This window comes from Saccharothrix texasensis (genome assembly GCF_003752005.1).
Taxonomy (GTDB): domain Bacteria; phylum Actinomycetota; class Actinomycetes; order Mycobacteriales; family Pseudonocardiaceae; genus Actinosynnema; species Actinosynnema texasense.
In genome coordinates, this window is record NZ_RJKM01000001.1 from 6,420,641 (window position 1) to 6,439,284 (window position 18,644).

Consider the following 18,644-nt stretch of genomic DNA (forward strand, 5'->3'; position numbering starts at 1 on the left):
ATGGGCCCGTGGCCAACTTGCGCTTCCTGCGGGGGTACAACGACGCGGTGGTGCTCGGGCTGGCCAGGTCCGGGGCGGTGACCAGGGTGGAGCTGGCCGACCGCAGCGGACTCACGCCGCAGGCGGTGTCCAAGGTGGTGAGCAGGCTCATCGACGACGGCCTGCTGGTCGAGTCCGGCACCCGCAACGTGGGCGTCGGCAAACCGCGCACCCTGCTCAAGCTCGTCGCCGACAGCAGGCTCGCGCTCGGCGCCCAGGTCGAGCGCGACGAGCTGCGCGTCGTGCTGACCGACCTCGCGGGCACCGTGCTGGACCGCGCGGTCGCCCCCCTGCCGCGCGACTTCGACCCGCCGACGTTCGTGGCCGAGCTGACCCGGCTCGTCGACGGCCTGCGCAGCGAACGGCTCCTCGGCGTGGGCATCGGGTTCGTCGGCCCGCTGGACCACCGCACGGGCGTGGTGCACTACCCGACGGGGCTGAGCGAGTGGCAGGACGTGCCGCTGCGCGCGTTGGCCGAACGGCGGCTCGGGCTGCCCGTGGTGCTCGACAAGGACACCAACACGGCGGTCGTGGCCGAGGCGTGGCGGCGCGGCGAGGAGCTGCGGGACGCGGTGCTCGTGCTCGTCGGCACCGGGCTCGGCATCGGGATGCTGCTCGACGGCCGCGTGCACCGGGGCGTGCGCACCAACGCGGGGGAGTACGGGCACACCACCATCCAGCTCGACGGCCCGCCGTGCGTGTGCGGGCGCAGCGGCTGCATAGAGGCGCTGCACAACCTGGCCGCCGCGCGGGGAGACCTGGTCGAGGCGACGTCCGTCGTCGGCGTCGCGGTGGCCGACCTGGTGCAGCTGCTCGACATCGACCACGTGGTGCTGGCCGGGCGCGCGGTGCTCGCCGAACCCGCCGCCTACCTGGACGGCGTGCGCGCCAGGCTGCCCAAGGACGAGTGGCTGCCGGTGGACGTGTCGATCACCCCGCTGGGTGATGACGTGGTCGCGGCGGGTGCGGCGATGCTCCTGCTGAGCGAGTTCTACGGCCGTCCTCGCTGACCGGAGCGGGCCGAGTTTCGACATGCCCTGCTCACGGGCACCCGTGCGGGTGATTCACTGTGCGGCATGTATGCGCTCCGGTACGCCGTCGGCACCGACCCCGGCCTGCGCCGTGAAGCGAACGAGGACTCCGTGTACTTCAGCGAACGCCTGTTCGCCGTCGCCGACGGCATGGGCGGGCACGCGTACGGCGAAGTGGCGAGTTCGATCGCGGTGGCGGTGCTGGCCGACCTCGACCTCGACGCCGACGACCCACTCGGCGAGCTGTCCGGCGCGGCGCGGGAGATCGCGATCCGGCTGACGGACCTGGCCGAGGAGAACTTCGACATGCGCGGCATGGGCACCACGCTCACCGCGCTGCTGTGGGACGGCGAGCGGTTCGCGGTCGGGCACATCGGCGACTCGCGCTGCTACGTCGTCCGCGAGGGCGAACTGGCCCAGATCACCCGCGACCACACCATGGTCCAGGCGTTGGTGGACGACGGTCGGATGGCCGCCGAACAGGCCGCCGAGCACCCCGGCCGGTCCATGCTCATGCGGGCCCTGCAAGCGGGCAGCGCGCACGACCCGGACCTGTTCTTCCAGGACGTCGAAGCGGGCGACCGGTACCTGATCTGCTCGGACGGGCTGTCGGACGTGGTGGGCACGGCGGAGATCGCCGAGCTGCTGGCCGCGTCGGCGGACGGCGACGAGGTCGTGCGGACGTTGATCGAGGCGGCCAACGCGCGCGGCGGACCGGACAACATCACCTGCGTCGTGGTGGACGTGCTGCCGGCGGGCAACTCGTCGTGGCTGCCGAAGTGGTTGACGAGCTGAGGCCCCGGGACCGGCTAGGGGACTGAGACGCCCAGCAGGTCGTGCAGTGCCGTCTCGCCGGTGGGCGTGAGGCGCACGGCACGGCCCGTGCCGACACCGCGCACCCAGTTCCGGGCGTGCAGGTGGGCGCACACGTGCGCGCCCGCCGTGCCCGCGAGGTGGGAGCGGCGCTCGGTCCAGTCCAGGCACGCCTTGGCCAGCGGGCGGCGGGTGGCCGGCGGGGTGAACGCGAGTTCGCGCTCCAACCACGTGAGGCCGTCGTCGGTGAGGGCCAGGTCGTCGGTGAGCAGGCCGCGGGCGGTCATGGCGTCGGTGACGGCCACACCGAGGCGTCCGGCCAGGTGGTCGTAGCACGTCCGGCCGCGGCGCAGCGCCTGGTTGGCGGCGGACGCCCGCAGCGTGCGCGCCGGCGGGTCGGTGGGGCCCAGGTAGGCGAGCAGGTCCTCGATCAGCCTGGCCTGCTTCGGGCCGGCCAGCTGGACGTAGCGGTGGCGGCCTTGGCGGCGTTCGGCCAGCAAGCCCGCCTGGACCAACCGGGTCAGGTGCTCGCTCGCCGTGGAGGGCGCCACCTCGGCGGCGCCGGCCAGTTCGCTCGACGTCCAGGCGCGACCGTCCATGAGCGCGAGCAGGAAGCGGGCGCGGCTGCGGTCGGCCAGCAACGCGGCCAGGTTCGCCAGTTCGTCTGCGGCCATGGGGCCATTGTGCGCCTGTGACGGTTCGGCGGTGGCCGAAGCGCTGGCGGCTTACGTTGGCGGCATGAACGAGCTGTGGGATTCGTCTTACGTGGTTCCGCCCGTGCCGGTGGCCGCGTCGGGGGTGGCCTGGCTGCGGTCGTCGGTGGCGCGGTTCAGCGAAGGTGACGAGCACGTGCGGCGGCGGGCGTTGGCGGAGCGGGTGTTGGCCGCGGTGGACCCCGGGGTGTTGCGGCGGGCGGGTGAGCCGGTGGCGGTGTTGGCAGAGGCGCTGGGGCTGCCCCGGTCCGTCGCGTCGGACGTCGCGGTGGTGGCCGCGTGCTACCAGCCGCACGTCGACGCGACCGTCGAGGCCGACGAGGCGGTGGCGCGGTTGGTCGCGGCGTGCGGCGGCACGTGGGACGAGGGGACGGCCAACCTGATCGGGGTGCTGGTGCAGGCGTCCGGCGCGACCAGGGCGTTGATCGCGGGCGTGGAGCCGCCGGTGCCCGTGACGCGGCGGGTCGCACCGGACGGGTCGGTGGTCGAGGTGGACCTGGGTGAGGCGTGGTTCGGCGGTGGGCGGCACGCGTGCCCGGGGCGGGCGCACGCGCTGGCGCTGGCGGAAGGTGCGCGGGCGTTCCACCGGATGCACGACGACTTCCTGGTGCTGCCGAACGCGTGGGACTTCGCGTCGGCGGCGGCCTTCGTGCGGGCCGGGTTCGGGGCGGTGGGGACGACGAGCCTCGGCGTGGCGGTGGCGCACGGGCTGCCGGACGCGGCGGGGGTGGCGCGGGCGGAAACGGTGGCGTTGGCGCGGCTGCTGGCGCGACTGCCCGTGCCGGTGACGGTGGACGTCGAGGCGGGGTTCGGCGGCGACGTGCGGGCGTTGGCGGCGGAGCTGTGGGAACTCGGTGTCGCGGGCGTGAACGTGGAGGACGGTCGCGGGGCGGGACTGGCGGAGCCCGCTGACCAAGCCGCGATCGTGCGTGCGTTCAAGGAGGTCGCGCCGGGGCTGTTCGTCAACGCGCGCGTGGACACGTGGTGGCTGGGCGTCGACCGTGCTTCGACGCTCGACCGTGCGCGGGCTTACGTGGACGCCGGTGCGGACGGCGTCTTCATCCCGGGCCTCGACCAGGAGGCGGAGATCGCCGCCGCCGTCGCCGCTGTCCCGGTCCCGTTGAACACCCTGCCGTCCCTGTCCACGGAGACGCTCCGCGCGTTGGGCGTCCGCCGCGTGAGCACCGGCTCGCTCCCGTTCCGCGCGGCCCTGGCCGAAGCCGTCCGAACCGCCGAAGCCGTCCGCTCCACCACCCCGCCCCCGACCACCCTCCCCACCTACTCGGAAACCACCGCCCTCACCACCTCGTGAGTCGTACCTTCACGGCGCGAGAGTCCTACGTTCGCAGCGCGAGAGTCCTACGTTCAGGACACCTGAATTCAACGCTCAGCGTTCAACTCACGTCTCGCGAACGTTGGACTCTCGCGCCCTGAACGTTGGACTCTCGGGGTTAGGAGGGGTTGGTGGCGTGGGTCAGGGTTTCCCAGGCGACGAACAGGCGGTCCGTGGAGGCGGGACGTTGGCGTTCGGTCAGCGTCTGGGTGTTGGTCATGGCGATGCCCAGGCGGGTGTTGAGGGCGTTGAACGCCACCTCGGTGCTCGGGCCCAAGCCCTGCGTGCGGGTGCCGCCGCACAGCCAGGACGGCATGGGCTCCAGCTGGTACCGGGAGTGCAGGCCGTAGGCGTGGCGCAGGCGTTCACGGACCTCGCCCCACAGGTCCTGGCCCTGGTGGTGGGCCGTCTCGGCGATGTGCGCGGCGGCGGCCAGGCCGTAGCCGGTGTGCGTGAAGTCGCGGCACGTCTCCTGCGACACCCCGTTCACGAACGTGGTCTGCCCGTGCCAGTACGAGATGATCTCGTCGCGCGTGTCGATGCCGCTGTTCGGCGGTGTGCGGGGCAGCGCGCCGTCGGTGGTCAGGTAGACGTAGGCGGGCATCCGGGTCCGGAACGTCGACACGGCCTTGTCGTAGACCACCCGGTCCTCCAGGAAGACCGAGATCCCGAGCGTGGCCTCCATCATGGACAGTTCCCAGTTGCCGTTCGTCGCCGGCCGCCCGTTGATGATCTCCGGCAGGTAGACGTCGCGCAGCATGGTGGCGAACCGGCCCGAGTTCGGCCAGTTCCCGCGCACGTGCTTGATGATCTCCGCCGCCCGCGGCCACGACGAGCCGGACCACGCGGTCTGCAGCGCCGCGTTGGTGTTGGTGTGGTCGCGGATCGTCGCCGACCACGCGTCCATGATCTCGATCGCCTTCGCCGCGTAGCGGTCATCCCGCGTCACGTACCACGCCAACGACAACGTGTACGCGGCCAACGCGTCCTCACGCTCGTCCGTGCACCCGTAGTTGGGGTTGGAGTACGACCCGCACTCCACCACCGCCCGCGGTTTCGGCACGCGGGACAGCGAGGCGAACGGGTGCGCCATCATCTGGTCGTACGCGCCGCGCCACGGTTGCGCGCCCGCGTTCACCTTGGCCCGCACGAAGTCCAGTTGTCCCTTGCTCACCAACACCCCTGGGTGGGTGAACGTGGCGGGCGCGGCCGGAGCCTGCGCCGGCACCACCACCAAGCCGACCGCCACCAACACGGCGGTGAAGAACGATTGACCGACCATGCCCTCGAGCTTGTGTGGTCTGGACCACGTTCGTCAACAACGTTCACGCTGGTGAAACGACCGCGCCGTCCGCTTCCGGCCGGGAGCGCGACCGGCCGGAAAAGCCAGGTGGACGCCCGGAAGCGGTGCTGCCGGCGGCCGAGCCGGAGCGGGAGGGGCGGCGGCCACACCGCCCCGACTCGGCCGCCGGGCCGCCCTACCCGGCCACCGGTGACGACTCCGGAGCCTGCTCGCCGGACTTGTCGCGCCGCGACCGCGCGCTCAGCACGGCGTCGATGACCAGGAACGCCAGCAGGCTCAGCCCGAACAGCGGGATGAACCAGCCCACGGCGGCGGCCACCACCAGCACCACCACGAGCTGCGCCCGCGGCACCTTCCGCCACTGCCCGCGGGGCACGGGCCGGCCGAAGCCGCGGGTCGGGCGGCGCAGCCACCAGATCCGGTAGCCCAGGGCCACCAACGTCACCAGGCCGAGGCCGACGGCCAGCAGCAGGAGCTGGTTGGGCCAGCCGAACAGCGCGCCCATGTGCAGGTCGATGCCCCACCGGGCCAGCTTCGCGGCCAACGGGTAGTCGGCGAACCGGACCTGGTCCACCACCTGCCCGCCGGCGACGGCGACCGCGTCCACCTGCGTGGGCCAGGCGCGGTCGATCTCGGTGACGTTCCACGCCATCCCGGCCATGGGCGGCACGGTGATCTCGATGAGCCCCGCGTCGATGCCCGCGGAACGGGCGTGGGTCAGCACGGAGTCCACCTCGCCCGGCATCACCGGGATCGGGTTGGTCATGTCGTGCCCGGCGTGGTCGCCGCCGCCCGCCAGCGCGGGCGTGCTCCAGTCGAGCGCTTGGCGCAGGGAGGCGACGTTCTCGCCGGCGTACGCCGACCAGGTGAGGCCGGTGGCCGACAGGAACAGCGCGCCCACCAGCACGGTCAGGCCGACGGTGGCGTGCTTGCGCGTGGTCGGCTTGGTGCGCTGGGTCCGGCGGCGGCTGAACCACAGGAACACGCCGCCCAGCGCCACCACCCACAGCCAGGACGCGGCCAGCTCGCTGTAGAGCCGGCCGGGTTCGCCGAGCAGCAGGTTGCGGTGGATCTGGTCGATGGTGGTGCGCAACGGCAGCACGCCGCTGGTGCCGTAGGTCATCAGCTCGCCGACGACGGCGCCGTCGGCGGGGTTCACGAACACGGTCGGGCGCGCGTCGCCGTCGGACGAGAACAGCACGCGGGTCGTCGTGCCCGGCTCGGGCGCCGGGCGGATGGCGACCAGCTCGTCACCCGGTCGCGTCGCCACCGCGGCTTTGACCTGCTGCGACAACGGCACGGACGACGTCGACGCGGGCACGCGCAGGTGGTCGGAGTAGAGCCACGACTCCAACTGCGGTGTCGCGGCGTACAGCACGCCGGTGAGGGCGGCGATCAGCACGAACGGGCCGACGAGCACGCCCGCGTAGAAGTGGAAGCGCAGCACGAGGCCGCGCCAGGACTCGGTCATGGCGGGAACTCCTGGGTATGGGGGGATGCCACCGGTCCCGGAGCCGGGACGGTGGTGGGGAGGTGCGCATACCTAGGAGCGGGGCGGGCCTCGGCGAGGCAGCGAGCGGCGGCGCAGCACCTCGGACAGGGGCTGCTGCGGGTGCGCGGCGATCGGGATGCGCAGCGGCGCGAACGCGGGCGGCGCGCTCAGCCGGCGCGGCAGCACGGCCGCGATGGCGGCGGCCAGCCGGAACACGGCCTGCTCGAAGCCCGCCAGGGCGGCGACGACGATCGCCGTGGCCACCACGTGGGTCAGCAGCATCGACGGCGACGGCAGCACGTCGCGCGGGTGCCGCGACAGCACGGCCAGGAACACGTGCGCGGCCACCTGGACCACGCCGACCAGGCCGAGGAGATCGGGGAACCCGAGCTGCCGGTCGGTCAGCGGCGCGCACGTCCACGCGATGGCCAGCGCGAACACCAGCACGTGCGGCAGGGACGGCAGGTGGCCGCCGCCGCTCGCGTGGGCGAGCACGGCCAGCAGCCCGGTGGACAGCCCGACCGCGCCGCAGCGCACCACGCGCGCGGCGCCTCGGGTCGGGGCCGGTGCCACGCTTCCGCAGCGTAGCGGCCACGTCCAGGGTGAAGAAGGGTGAAAGGGTCGCCCGGACGACGGGCTCGCCCGACGCCGTTGTCCGGGCGAGCCCTTTCGTCGTTATTCGGACAACCCGGGTGGAATCTTTCCCGGGGGGTTGGAATATCGCCGGTCAGTTGTAGGGCATTCCACCGAACGGGCTGGTTGCCACTCCGGCGGCGGTGGTGAAGAAGGTGACCACCAGGGTGGCGATGAGCACTCGTCCGATACGCATGCGTTCTCCAGTCGACAGAGGTCGGGAATTCCGGCGATAACAGTTGCAGTCGCCGGAGCGTGTGCAGCGTAATCGGCGTGAACAATCTGCAAAATGTGCGGTGGGCAGGTTAATCGGTAAAAAATGTAACATCTTGTTAACCTGGCGATTGGGACGTATTCTCAGGGTGTGCGCGCCGTCACACTGCGTCTCGCCGGGCGCGAGCGCGAGCTGGGCCGCCTGCTGGCGCTGGTGGACGACCTGGCCCAGGGGCGGGGCACCGCGCTGCTCGTCGAGGGCGAGCCGGGCATCGGCAAGACGGCGCTGGTGCGCGCGGCGTGCGACGTCGCGGCGGCCCGCGGGTTCCGGGTGTGCCGGGGCGCGGGCGACGAACTCGGCCGGCCCCTCCCGCTGTTACCCCTGCTGGACGCGCTCGCGTCGGCCCGGTCGGAGAGCGCGGCGGTCACCGCCGAACGCCTGCTGGACCGCGTGGACGACCTGTGCGCGATCGGCCCGGTGGTGCTGGTGCTGGACGATTTGCAGTGGGCGGACGAGGCGAGCGTCGCGGTGTGGCGGCGGCTGGCGGGTCTCGTGCCGCAACTGCCGCTGCTGCTGATCGGCGTGCTGCGGCCGTTGCCGCGCCGCGCCGACCTGGGCGCGTTGCGCAAGGGCGTGACCCGGCTGCCGCTGGCGCGCCTCGCGCCGACCGACGTGGTGGAGCTGACCGGCCGGCTGGCGGGCGGCCGGCCGGACGAGGCGTTGGCGCGGCTGGCCGAGGACGCGGGCGGCAACCCGCTCTACCTGGTGGAGCTGGTCGAGGCGCTGTTGCGGGGGTCGGCGATCCGGGTCGACGCCACCGGCACGGCCCGGCTGGTCGACGCGGGCGTGCCGCCGTCGCTGTCGGCCGCGATCGCCGACCGGATCGGGTTCCTCGGCGCGGACGTGCGGCGGGTCCTGGTGGCCGCCGCGCTGCTCGGCGTGGACTTCCCGGTCGCCGACCTGGCCGCCGTGCTCGGTCTGCGCGTGGTGGAGCTGCTGCCCGCGTTGCAGGAGGCGACCGTGGCGGGCGTGCTGGTGGACGGCACGGCCGGCCTGTCGTTCCGGCACCCGCTGGTGCGCACCGCGCTGTACGACGAAGTGCCGGAGGCGGCACGGGGCGCGTGGCACACCGAGGCGGCACGGGCGCTGGCCGACACGGGCGCGGGCGTGGACCGGGTGACCCGGCAGCTGCTCGCCGCCGACGACCGGCTGCCCGACTGGGTGGCGGACTGGCTGGTCGTGCACGGCTCGATGCTCGTCGCGCACGCGCCGGAAGCCGCCGTGGACCTGTTCGGCCGGGTCGTGGTCGCGCCGAACACCGGCGGCCGGCGCGGCGTGCTGCTGGCGCACCTGGCCGAGGCGCGGTTCCGGTTGGGCGACCACCACGGCGCGGAGGCCGTGGCGCTGGCCGGGTTGGAGCACGGCACGCTCGTCGACCTGCACTGGACGTTGGCGCAGTGCCGCAGCATGACCGGGCGTTCGGCGGAGACGTTGGTGGAGGTGGAGCGCGCGCTCGCGGCGCCGGACGTCACCGCGTCGGACCGGGCGCGGCTGCTCGTGCTGGCCGCCCGCGCGCACTGGGACGTCGGTGGGCTGGACGACGCCGAACGGCTGGCGCAGGCGGCGCTGGTCGGCTGCGACCGGTGGGCCACCAGCTGGGCCCTGCACGTGCGCACGATCGTGGCGATGGCGCGCGGCCGGATGACCGAGGCGCTGCCGCTGTTCGACCGGGCGCTGGCGGTCGCCATGGGCGAGCCGGCGACGTCGGACCTGCGGCTGCTGCTCCAGATCAACCAGGCCGTGACGTTGGGCGAGCTGGACCGGGGTGCGGAGGCCATCGCGTCCGCGCAGGTGGTCCGGCACGCGGCCGACCAGGTCGGCAACCTGGTGCGGCTCGGGCAGGCGCAGAGCGCGCTGGGGCAGTTGCTGCTGGACGCGGGCCGGTGGGACGAGGCGCTGGTCGACGTCGACCTGCTCGCCGACGACCTGAAGCACCCGATGGTATCGCGGTGCGACCACGGCGTGGCGGCGTTGATCCACCTGCACCGAGGTGACGCGGTGGGCGCGCGCCGGCACCTCGACGCGGCGGGCACGGGGCTGGAAGGTCACGTGATCGGCCCGTTGGCGCTGGCCGTGAGCCTGTCGCTGGAGCAGGCGGGCCGGGTGCGCGAGGCGTGGTCGGTGCTGACCGGGTGGGACTGCGCCGAGGACCTGCTGCCGGACTTCGTGCGGCTGGCCGTGGAGCTGGGCGAGGACGCCTCCGCCGCGGTCGCGCACGCCGAGTGGCTGGCCGTCGAACCGGCCGTGCCGCACCGCCGGGCGTCCGCCGCGTACTGCCGGGCGCTGGTGTCGGCGGACCCGGCCGGGTTGCTGCGCGCGGCCGAGGAGTACCGGGTCGCGGGACGGCCGCTGTTCCGGGCGAAGGCGTTGTCGGCGGCGGCGGAGCTGCACGCGTCGGCGGGCGACCGGGCGTCGGCGCGGGAGGCGTTGAGCCAGGCCGTGGACGTGCACGCGGAGCTCGGCGCGGACTGGGACTCCACCCGCCTGCTGGCCCGGCTGCGGGAGCACGGCATCCGGCGCGGCCCGCACGCCAAGCACCGGCGGGCCACGCACGGCTGGGAGAGCCTGACGCCGATGGAGCTGAAGGTCACCGAGCTGGTGGTGGCGGGGCTGTCGAACCGGCAGATCGGGGAACGGCTGTTCCTGTCCGGCCGCACGGTGGCCACGCACGTGTCGCACGTGCTGGCGAAGCTCGGCGTGCGGTCGCGCACCGACATCGCCCGCGAGGGCATCCGGCGGCTGGGCGCGACCGGCTAGACCCTCGGGTAGTTCTCGCGCGCCCAGGTGGCGTAGTCGCGGGCCGGCCGCCCGAGCACCGCGGCCACGTCGTCGGACAGGAACGAGCCCTCACCGCCGAGCACCGCGCGCAAGCCCTCCGCGTACTCCGGCGGCAACGCCGTCAACGGGACGTCCACAGTGGACAGGGGGCGGCCGAGGACGTCCGACAGCACGGCCACCTGATCCGGCACGCTCAGCAGTTCCGGACCGGTGAGCGTGTAGGTGCGGCCGTGGTGGTCGTCGTCGAGCAGGGCGCGCACCGCCACCTCGGCGAGGTCGCGCGGGTCCACCACGCCGAGCTTCGTCGTGCCCGTCGGGTTCGGGATCGGCTCGCCCGCCGCGACCCGCGGCGCCCACTGCACCGAGTTCGTCGCGAACAGGCTCGCGCGCAACAGCGTCCAAGCCGGGAACGCGCGGGTGGCCTCCTCGCCCGGCCCGTGCCACCCGGCGACCGGGCCGACCGGGATCGACGACAGCTTCACCACCTTCCGCACGCCGGCCCGCTCGGCCGCGTCGAGCACGGCCAGCTCGTAGGCGGGCAGGTCGGAGCTGCCCGGACCGAGCAGGAACACCCCGTCCACGCCCTCCATCGCCCGGTCGAGGGACGCCGGGTCGGTGTGGTCCCCGTGCACCTGGTCACCGGTCGGCGTGCGGGACAGGGCGCGGAACGCGACCTCGCGGTCGGTGAGGAGGCGGACGACTTCACGGCCGGTGGTGCCGGTGGCACCCGTGATCAGCAGCATGGGACCAGTCTTCGGGCAGGCGACCGGGAACGTCTTGGACGTTTCGGCGGTTGTCGTGGGCGTGGAAGAGCGTTTGCGGCCGTGGGTCGCCGGCATCGGCACCCAGTCGTTCGGCGGCGGGAAGTTCGTGCACGCGCCGGACACGGCCACCACTCTGGTGGTGTGCACGGCGTCCAGCGGCGCGTTCGTGGTCGGGCCGCGCGACCGGGCCCGCTACACGACCGGGCGGGAGGACGCGCGGCGGACCGTCGTGCGGTTGACGCCGGGGCGGGCGCAGGCGGTGCTGGACGTGCCGGTGGACGAGCTGGCCGGGCAGGTCGTGCCGCTGAGCGAGGTGTGGGGCCGGCCGGTGGGTGACGTGGCCGCGTTGCGGTCGGCGCTGCTGAGCCGGGTCGAGTCGACCGACCCGAGCCGGTCGGACCTGGTGCACGCGGCGGCCCGGTTGCTGCGCACGAGAGGCGTGGCGGAGACGGCACGCGCGCTGGACGTCAGCGAACGGCACCTGCGCACGTTGTTCACCAAGGCGGTCGGGTTGTCGCCCAAGCAGTACGCGCGGGTCGACCGGGTGCGCCGGGTGGTGGCCCGGGGCGAGCGCGGCGGGTGGGCGCGGCTGGCGGCCGAGCTGGGCTACTACGACCAGGCCCACCTGAGCCGCGAGTTCCGGGCCACCATGGGCGTGCCGCCGGGCGCGTACGTGGCCGGGAACCTGCCCGCGGCGACCTACTGCTAGAGGTCGCGGGCGAAGAACAGCGCCGTGCTCGAGGCCGTGCGCGCAGGCGTGTCCCACCAGCGCCCGGCCGATGCCGCGCCCCCGGTACCCCGGCGCGACGGTGACCTGCCGGATCACCAACCGCCGGTGCCGGCTCGCCAAGCCGACGGTGACGAACCCTCGCACGCGCGGCCCGTCGGCGAACACCGTGCCGCCCGGGTCGTCGTCGGGCGGGAAGACCGTGCGCACCGGCGGGTCGACCGGTTCGGGACGCAGGGTGAAACCTCCCGGCGCGGCCACGACGCGCAGCACGGTGTCGGTGGTGAACGAGTCGTCCAGCGCGGCGACCTGGTCGTAGTCGGCCGCCTCGGCGGTGCGCAGCTCCACCGCGCCCACCGCACAACCGGGCGGGCGCTACAGCCGTGCCCGGCGGACGGCGGAGAAGGTCATGCCGGTGGCCGTGGCGACCAGTCCGGTCACGGAGATCCACAGCGCGGACCGGTTGCCGAGCAGATCGGCCAGCACGCCGCCGACCAGCGCGCCGAACACGATCATGGCGCGGTTGACCGACCGCATGGTGGCGTTCATCCGGCCCATGAGCCGGTCGGGCGTGACCGACTGCCGGTACCCCATCTCCACCGGGGCGTCCAGGATGGCGGACAGGAAGAACACGAACTGCGCCGCGCACAGCAGCGCCAACCCGGTGGTGGCCGACGTGGCCAACGGCGCCAGCGCGTAGCCGACCGGGGTGAGCCAGCGGGCCGCCACGATCACCGGTCCGACGCCGAACCGCCGGCCGACCGGCCCGGACAGGGACGCGCCGAGCAGCCCGCCGACCCCGCCGACGGCGAACATCACGCCGTACAGGAACGCGTCGAAGCCCAGCTCGTCGAGCACCAGCATGGTGTACGCGGTCCCGGCGACGGAGATGCACAGGAACCAGGCGTGCGACCCGATGGCGAGCGGGCGCAGCACCTCGTGCCGGTAGACCCATCGCAGACCTTCCCGCACCTCGCCGCGCAGGTCGCGCTGCGGCGGCGGCTCGACCGGCTGTTCGGCCGTGCGCAGGGTGGCCAGCAGCAGACCCGACACCAGGTACGAGACGGCGTCGACCAGCACCGCGAGCGGCCCGCCGACGAGCTTGACCAGCCCGCCCGCGACGAGCGGACCGAAGGCCTGCGCGCCGGCCCGGGTCTGCTCCAGCCGGGCGTTGGCGTCGGTGAGGCGTTCGGTGGGCACGAGCAGCGGCAAGAACGACTGGTGCGCCGCGTCGTAGAACAGGGACAGCGTCCCGAACACCACCATGAGCCCGATCAGCAACGGCATGGTCAACGCGCCGGTGAACGCGGCCAGTGGGATCAGGGCCAGCACGGCGGCGCGGGCCAGGTCCGCGCCGATCAGCACCGGCCGCCGCCGGCGCCGGTCCACCAACGCGCCCGCGACCAGGCCGAAGAGCAGGTACGGCAGCCAGCGCGCCGCTTCGAGCACCCCCGCCTCGGTGGCGGACGCGCCGAGCGCCAGCACCGCCACCGCCCGCAGCGCCAACGTGGTGATCGCCGTGCCGACCAGCGACACCGCGTCGGCGGCCCAGAAGCGGACGAAATCGCGGTTGCGCAGCAGGGAGGTGTGCTTCCCGCGGTCGGTCATCTCGTGCTGTCCCGCACGGTGGCCGTCCACCCGGGTCCACGGCTCGGCGGCCGGTCGCCCAACGCGATCAGGGCGCAGGTCCGGCCCTGGTCGTGCAGCGACTGGGCGATGGTGGTGAGGCCTTCCCGGCGCGCGTCCGGGCCGTCGTCCCAGCCGGCGACGGCGAGGTCGTGGGGCACGCGCAGCCCGCGGCGGCGGGCCGCGTCGAGGACGGCGAAGGCGAGTTGGTCGCTCATGGCGACCACGGCGTCGACACCGCGGTCGAGCAGCGCGTCGACCAGGGCGGCGGCGTCGGCGCGGTCGTTGCGCGCGACCACGGCGACCGGCAGGAGAGCCGGGTCGAAGCCGGCCTCCCGGCAGTGGTCGTGCACGCCCAGCAGCCGGTCCCGGGTGACCGGGAACCGCACCAGGTCCGGGTCCGGACCGCTTTCCAGGCGGGGCCTGCGGTCGCGGTCGAAGGGGAAGCTGAGCACGGCCGGGCGGCGGGCGTCGGCGAACGCGCGCGCGGCCAGCTCGCGGGCCGAGGCGCGGTTGTCGATGGAGACCACCCTCGCGCCCGGGACGGCCGGGCCGCCGTGCACGGCGACGGGTTTGTCCAGGCCGCTCACCACGCCGAGCACGGGGTCGGAGTCGACCGTCGTCCAGACGATGTAGCCGTCCACGGAGGCCGACCGGACGCGGTCGACGTCCTGGTCCTCGCCGGTGGTCGGGATGAGGTTCAGCCCGGCGCCGCGCTCGCGGCAGACCTCGGCGACGCCGGTCAGGAAGCGGCGGGCCTGCGGGTCCTCGAACGCGTACGCGAGGTGCTCGCCGAGCACGACGCCGATCGCGCCGTTGTGGCGGCGGCGCAGGGACCGCGCGGTCGGGTCCGGTCCCGGGTAGCCCAGCTCGGCGGCCACCGCGAGGACCCGGCGCAGCGTCCCGGGCGCGACCCGGTCCGGCTGGTTGTAGCAGTACGACACGGTCATCGGCGAGACGCCGCAGCGGCGCGCCACCAGGGCCATGGTCACGCGGGACGACCTCGGGCCGGACATGGGGCCAGCGTATCTGTGTATCGTTACACAATGCGGAGGTCGGGTGTGGCCCTGGTGGCGCTCAGCGCCGCCTGCTTCACGTCGGTGACGTCGGAGAACCTGCCCGTGGCGCTGTTGTCCGAGCTGGCGGCGGACCTCGGGGTGACGGAGTCGGCGATCGGGCTGCTGGTCACCGGGTATGCGGTCGTGGTCGCCGTGTCGGTGGTGCCGCTGGTCGCCCTGACGGCCCGATGGGACCGCCGCACGACCGCGCTGGTCACGGTGGCCGCGATCGTGCTGTCCAACCTGCTGCTGGCCGTCGCGCCGGGTTACGGCGTCGCGGTGGTGGCGCGGCTGGTCTCGGCCGTGGGCCACGGGGTCTTCTGGTCGGTCGTCGCGCCGATGGCCGCACGCCTGCTCGGACCCGACCGGGTCGGCCGGGCCACCGCCGTGGTGTTCGCCGGGAACTCGCTGGCCTTCCTCGTCGGGCTGCCGCTGAGCTCGTGGCTCGGCGCGGTCGTCGGCTGGCGGTCCGCGGTGGTCGCGATGGCGTGCGTCGCGGCGCTCGCGGCCGTGGCGATCCGCGTGACGGTCGACCCGATGCCGAAGCGGCGCCCGGCGCCGGGCCGGGGGTCGTCGGCCATCCGCCGCGCCGTCACCGACCGGTCCCTCCTGCCGGTCGACCTGGTCACGGTGGTCGTGGTGACGGGGCACTTCGCGGTGTTCACCTACATCACCGTGGTCATCGCCGACTACGTCCACCTGACGAGCACCGGGACGTCGGTCCTGCTGCTCGCGCACGGCGCGGCGGGGCTGCTGGGCCTGGTCCTGTTCGGCCGGCACGTGGACGGCCGGCCGCGGGCCACCGCGCTCACGGTCACCGGCGGGCTCGCCGCGTGCATGCTCCTGCTGCTGGTCGCCGGCCCGGCCTCGGGCGCCGTGGCGGGCGTCGCCGTGGTGCTGTGGGCCGTGCCGTCGGGCGGGATGGCCGTGGTGCTGCAGGCCGCCGTCCTGCGCGCCGCCACCGACCGGCCGGACCTCGCGTCCGCGGTCTACATCGTCGCCTTCCAGGTCGGCATCGCCCTGGGCGCCTGGGTCGGCGGCGTCTTCCTCGACCGCCACGCCCTGCCCGCGGCGGTGGCCGTCGCGGCGGCGTGCGGCCTGGTCTCCGCCGTGGTCGTCCGCCGGTCGGCCGCGTTCACCGCGCCGTCGCAGCCGTGAGGGGAGCGGGACCGCGACGGGGGCTAGCAGGCGGCGGCGCGGTCCAGCAGCAGCTTGCGCTCCCGCTCGTTGCGGGTCAGCCCGGCGGCCCGCTCGAACTCCTCCCGCGCCTCGGCGTGCCTGCCGAGCTTGGCCAGCAGGTCGCCGCGCACGCTCGGCAGCAGGTGGTAGCCCGTCAACACGGGCTCGTCGACCAACTCGTCCACCAGTTCCAGCCCGACCGCCGGGCCGAACGCCATGCCGATCGCCACCGCGTGGTTCAGCTCCACGACTGGTGACGGCGCGACCAGCGACAACCTCTCGTACAGCCCGGCGATGCGGGTCCAGTCGGTGTCCTCCGGCGCGCGGGCCCGCGCGTGGCACGCCGCGATCGCCGCCTGCAACGCGTACGGCCCGCCGGCACCGCCCAACGACTCGGCCCGCGCCAACGCGTCCAGGCCGCGCCGGATCAGCAGCTGGTCCCAGCGGGCCCGGTTCTGCTCCAGCAGCAGCACGGGCTCACCGCCCGGCCCGACGCGCGCCCTGGCCCGGGACGCCTGGACCTCCATCAACGCCACCAGGCCGTGCACCTCGGGCTCGCGCGGCATCAGCCCGGCCAGCACCCGGCCCAGCCGCACCGCGTCCTCGCACAGCGCCGGGCGCATCCAGTCGTCGCCCGCGGTGGCCGAGTAGCCCTCGTTGAAGATCAGGTAGATCACGCCGAGCACGGACGCCAGCCGGGCGGCCCGCTGGTCCTCCTCCGGCACCTCGAACGGGACGCCGGCCTTGGCCAGCGACTTCTTCGCCCGCACGATCCGCTGCGCCACGGTCGCCTCGGGCACCAGGAACGCGCGGGCGATCTCGTCGGTGGTGAGGCCGCCGAGGACGCGCAGGGTCAACGCCACCTGCGCCTCTGTGGACAGCACCGGGTGGCACGCGGTGAACACCAGCCGCAGCAGGTCGTCGTCGATCTCACCGACCTCGGCGGCGGCGTCCGGCGCGTGGTCGAACTCGGTGTCCCGCCCGATCTGCTCCAGCTTGCGCCGGTAGTTCCGGTCCCGGCGGATGAGGTCGACGGCCCGGTTCTTGGCCGCGGTCATCAGCCACGCGCCGGGGTTGCGCGGCACGCCGTGCTCCGGCCACTGCGCCAAGGCGCTGACCAACGCGTCCTGCGCCAGCTCTTCGGCGAGACCGACGTCGCGCACCATCCGGGCCAGCCCGGCGATCAGGCGGGCGGACTCGATCCGCCACACCGCCTCGACCGCGCGACGCGCATCGGTAGCCATCACGACCCGGGATCAGATCAGCTACCGATGCGCGTGGGCAAGCGGGGCGGGCGGGCTCAGCCCTGGGCGGCGCGGGCCTCCTGCTGGGCGCGAAGCTCGCGCTCGCGGTCCTTCAGCTCGTCCGAGGCGTTGACGAAGTCGTCCTCGGTGAAGACCTGCCGGATCTCGATCTGCGACTCGTCGCCGGTGGGGTTCGGCACCCGCTTGACCCATTCGACGGCCTCTTCCAGCGACTTGAGCTCCAGCAGCCAGAACCCGGCGATCAGCTCCTTGGTCTCGGCGAACGGGCCGTCGACCACGGTGCGCTTGTCACCGGAGAAGTAGACCCGCGCGCCCTTGGAGCTGGGGTGCAGCCCCTCGCCCGCCAGCAGCACGCCCGCCTTCACCAGCTCCTCGTTGAACGCGCCCATCGCCTCCAGCTCCGCCGCGGTGGGCTGGGTGCCGGCTTCGGTGTCCTCGTTCGCCTTCACGATCACCATGAAACGCATGTCGGTCTCCCTGTCGGTTCGTCCGGCCGTCCATCCTGGCCTCTGCTGACGCGACGAACGAACGGGGGCGTGGATCGACAACCGGGCCCGAGTTTTTCCAAGATTTTTCTCCAGGTCGCTGACCTGCGGGTTTCACGTGATCGGTGAGCCGCCGGTCACGCCGACGACCTCGCCGGTGATGTAGCTGGACTCGGCCGACGCGAGGAAGACGTACAGCGGCGCGAGCTCGGCGGGCTGACCGGCGCGACCCATGGGCGACTGCTCGCCGAAGCTCTCCACCTTCTCCGGCGGCATGGTGGCCGGGATGAGCGGCGTCCACACCGGACCGGGCGCCACCGAGTTCACCCGGATCTTCCGGTCGACCAGGTTCTGCGCCAGGCCCTTGGTGAAGTTCACGATCGCGGCCTTGGTGGTGGCGTAGTCGAGGAGCTGGAAGGAGGGCTGGAAACCCTGGATGGACGACGTGGTGATGATCGAGGAGCCTTCGGGCATGTGCGGCACGGCGTCCTTGCACAGCCAGAACATCGCGTACACGTTCGTCTTCATGACCCGGTCGAACTGCTCGGTGGTGATGTCGAGCAGCCCGCCCTCCTGCGCCATCTGGTAGGCGGCGTTGCTGACCAGGACGTCGATCCGGCCGAACTCCTCGACCGCGCGCGCCACGACGGCCGCGCACTGCGACTCGTCGGTCAGGTCGCCGGGCACGGCGACCGCCTTGCGCCCGGCCTCCTCGACGAGCCGCGCGGTGTCGCGGGCGTCCTTCTCCTCGGCGGGCAGGTAGGAGATGAGCACGTCCGCGCCCTCGCGCGCGAACGCCAGCGCGACCGCGCGGCCGATGCCGGAGTCGCCGCCGGTGATCACGGCCTTCTTGTCGGTGAGCCGTCCCGTGCCGCGGTAGGTCTCTTCACCGTGGTCCGGGGTGGGGTGGACGTCGTCGGTCAACCCCGGGTACTTGATCGGGTTCTCGGCCATGCCCGCAGGGTGCCCACGCTCGTGCGACCTGAACACGCCTGAACGCGCATGAACGCGTCCGGACACGCCCGAGGGCGCGTCTCCGGCTGGAGGCGCGCCCTCAGGACTGGTGTCTCGGAGCTGGTGTCTCGGAGCTTGTGTCTCTGGGGCTGGTGTCTCTGGGGCTGGTGTCTTTGG

General features: G+C 73.6%; 16 protein-coding genes and 1 pseudogene. 6 read left to right on the plus strand and 11 right to left on the minus strand.

Annotation, left to right across the window (positions count from 1 at the left end):
- Window positions 1-8 precede the first annotated feature (8 nt).
- Together EDD40_RS28510 and EDD40_RS28515 are read left to right on the plus strand one after the other, a co-directional pair.
- Entirely contained in the window at window positions 9-1,049 is a 1,041-nt protein-coding gene (locus EDD40_RS28510; protein WP_123745656.1) for an ROK family transcriptional regulator, read from the plus strand.
- Window positions 1,050-1,115: 66 nt separating this feature from the next.
- Window positions 1,116-1,865, plus strand: coding sequence for a PP2C family protein-serine/threonine phosphatase (locus tag EDD40_RS28515; RefSeq protein WP_123745657.1), 750 nt, complete (start codon window positions 1,116-1,118; stop codon window positions 1,863-1,865).
- A gap of 14 nt (window positions 1,866-1,879) precedes the next feature.
- Here EDD40_RS28515 and EDD40_RS28520 read toward each other — a convergent pair whose 3' ends face one another.
- Entirely contained in the window at window positions 1,880-2,557 is a 678-nt protein-coding gene (locus EDD40_RS28520; protein ID WP_123745658.1) for an ArsR/SmtB family transcription factor, read from the minus strand.
- Window positions 2,558-2,621: 64 nt separating this feature from the next.
- Here EDD40_RS28520 and EDD40_RS28525 point away from each other — a divergent pair, with 64 nt between their 5' ends.
- Window positions 2,622-3,908: an isocitrate lyase/PEP mutase family protein gene (locus tag EDD40_RS28525; protein WP_123745659.1), complete on the plus strand. Its 1,287-nt coding sequence runs from the start codon at window positions 2,622-2,624 to the stop codon at window positions 3,906-3,908.
- A gap of 139 nt (window positions 3,909-4,047) precedes the next feature.
- On the opposite strand, the gene EDD40_RS28530 is transcribed toward EDD40_RS28525, so the two are convergent.
- The 3 genes from EDD40_RS28530 to EDD40_RS28540 all read right to left on the minus strand — a co-directional run bounded on the left by EDD40_RS28530 (window position 4,048) and on the right by EDD40_RS28540 (window position 7,297).
- On the minus strand, window positions 4,048-5,211 hold the full coding sequence (locus EDD40_RS28530; RefSeq protein WP_123745660.1) for an alginate lyase family protein: 1,164 nt from the start codon (window positions 5,209-5,211) through the stop codon (window positions 4,048-4,050).
- A 196-nt stretch (window positions 5,212-5,407) separates the two neighbouring features.
- Window positions 5,408-6,703, minus strand: a complete 1,296-nt coding sequence (locus tag EDD40_RS28535) for a PepSY-associated TM helix domain-containing protein (RefSeq protein ID WP_123745661.1) — start codon at window positions 6,701-6,703, stop codon at window positions 5,408-5,410.
- Window positions 6,704-6,775: 72 nt separating this feature from the next.
- Window positions 6,776-7,297 (minus strand): hypothetical protein, encoded by a 522-nt coding sequence (locus EDD40_RS28540; protein WP_123745662.1) that lies wholly within the window; start codon window positions 7,295-7,297, stop codon window positions 6,776-6,778.
- A gap of 424 nt (window positions 7,298-7,721) precedes the next feature.
- On the opposite strand from EDD40_RS28540, the gene EDD40_RS44480 reads away from it, so the two are divergent.
- Window positions 7,722-10,388 carry an ATP-binding protein gene (locus EDD40_RS44480; protein WP_123745663.1) on the plus strand — a complete coding sequence of 889 codons (2,667 nt, stop codon included), beginning with the start codon at window positions 7,722-7,724 and terminating at the stop codon, window positions 10,386-10,388.
- Here EDD40_RS44480 and EDD40_RS28550 read toward each other — a convergent pair.
- A complete protein-coding gene (locus EDD40_RS28550) occupies window positions 10,385-11,152 on the minus strand; it encodes an NAD(P)H-binding protein (RefSeq protein ID WP_123745664.1) in 768 nt (255 codons plus the stop codon). The genes EDD40_RS44480 and EDD40_RS28550 overlap by 4 nt on opposite strands.
- Window positions 11,153-11,213: 61 nt before the next feature.
- On the opposite strand from EDD40_RS28550, the gene EDD40_RS28555 reads away from it, so the two are divergent.
- Window positions 11,214-11,882: a helix-turn-helix domain-containing protein gene (locus tag EDD40_RS28555; RefSeq protein WP_170185221.1), complete on the plus strand. Its 669-nt coding sequence runs from the start codon at window positions 11,214-11,216 to the stop codon at window positions 11,880-11,882.
- Window positions 11,883-11,960: 78 nt separating this feature from the next.
- Here EDD40_RS28555 and EDD40_RS44855 read toward each other — a convergent pair.
- The 3 genes and pseudogenes from EDD40_RS44855 to EDD40_RS28570 form a co-directional block, all read right to left on the minus strand.
- A pseudogene (locus tag EDD40_RS44855) lies at window positions 11,961-12,257 on the minus strand (hypothetical protein); the annotation flags it as partial.
- Between the two features lie 18 nt (window positions 12,258-12,275).
- Window positions 12,276-13,508: an MFS transporter gene (locus EDD40_RS28565; protein WP_123748345.1), complete on the minus strand. Its 1,233-nt coding sequence runs from the start codon at window positions 13,506-13,508 to the stop codon at window positions 12,276-12,278.
- Entirely contained in the window at window positions 13,505-14,542 is a 1,038-nt protein-coding gene (locus EDD40_RS28570; protein WP_246037861.1) for a substrate-binding domain-containing protein, read from the minus strand. The genes EDD40_RS28565 and EDD40_RS28570 overlap by 4 nt, the downstream gene beginning before the upstream one ends.
- Before the next feature lie 30 nt (window positions 14,543-14,572).
- On the opposite strand from EDD40_RS28570, the gene EDD40_RS28575 reads away from it, so the two are divergent.
- Window positions 14,573-15,742, plus strand: coding sequence for an MFS transporter (locus EDD40_RS28575; RefSeq protein ID WP_246037863.1), 1,170 nt, complete (start codon window positions 14,573-14,575; stop codon window positions 15,740-15,742).
- A gap of 23 nt (window positions 15,743-15,765) precedes the next feature.
- Here the strand turns inward: EDD40_RS28575 and EDD40_RS28580 are convergent, their stop codons facing one another.
- From EDD40_RS28580 to EDD40_RS28590, 3 genes are all read right to left on the minus strand, one after another.
- Window positions 15,766-17,007, minus strand: a complete 1,242-nt coding sequence (locus EDD40_RS28580) for an RNA polymerase sigma factor (RefSeq protein ID WP_123745667.1) — start codon at window positions 17,005-17,007, stop codon at window positions 15,766-15,768.
- Window positions 17,008-17,063: 56 nt separating this feature from the next.
- The gene (locus EDD40_RS28585) at window positions 17,064-17,495 is read right to left on the minus strand and encodes a YciI family protein (RefSeq protein WP_123745668.1); all 432 of its coding nucleotides are present in this window, start codon (window positions 17,493-17,495) and stop codon (window positions 17,064-17,066) included.
- A gap of 132 nt (window positions 17,496-17,627) precedes the next feature.
- The gene (locus EDD40_RS28590; protein ID WP_123745669.1) at window positions 17,628-18,467 is read right to left on the minus strand and encodes an SDR family oxidoreductase; all 840 of its coding nucleotides are present in this window, start codon (window positions 18,465-18,467) and stop codon (window positions 17,628-17,630) included.
- Window positions 18,468-18,644: the final 177 nt, after the last annotated feature.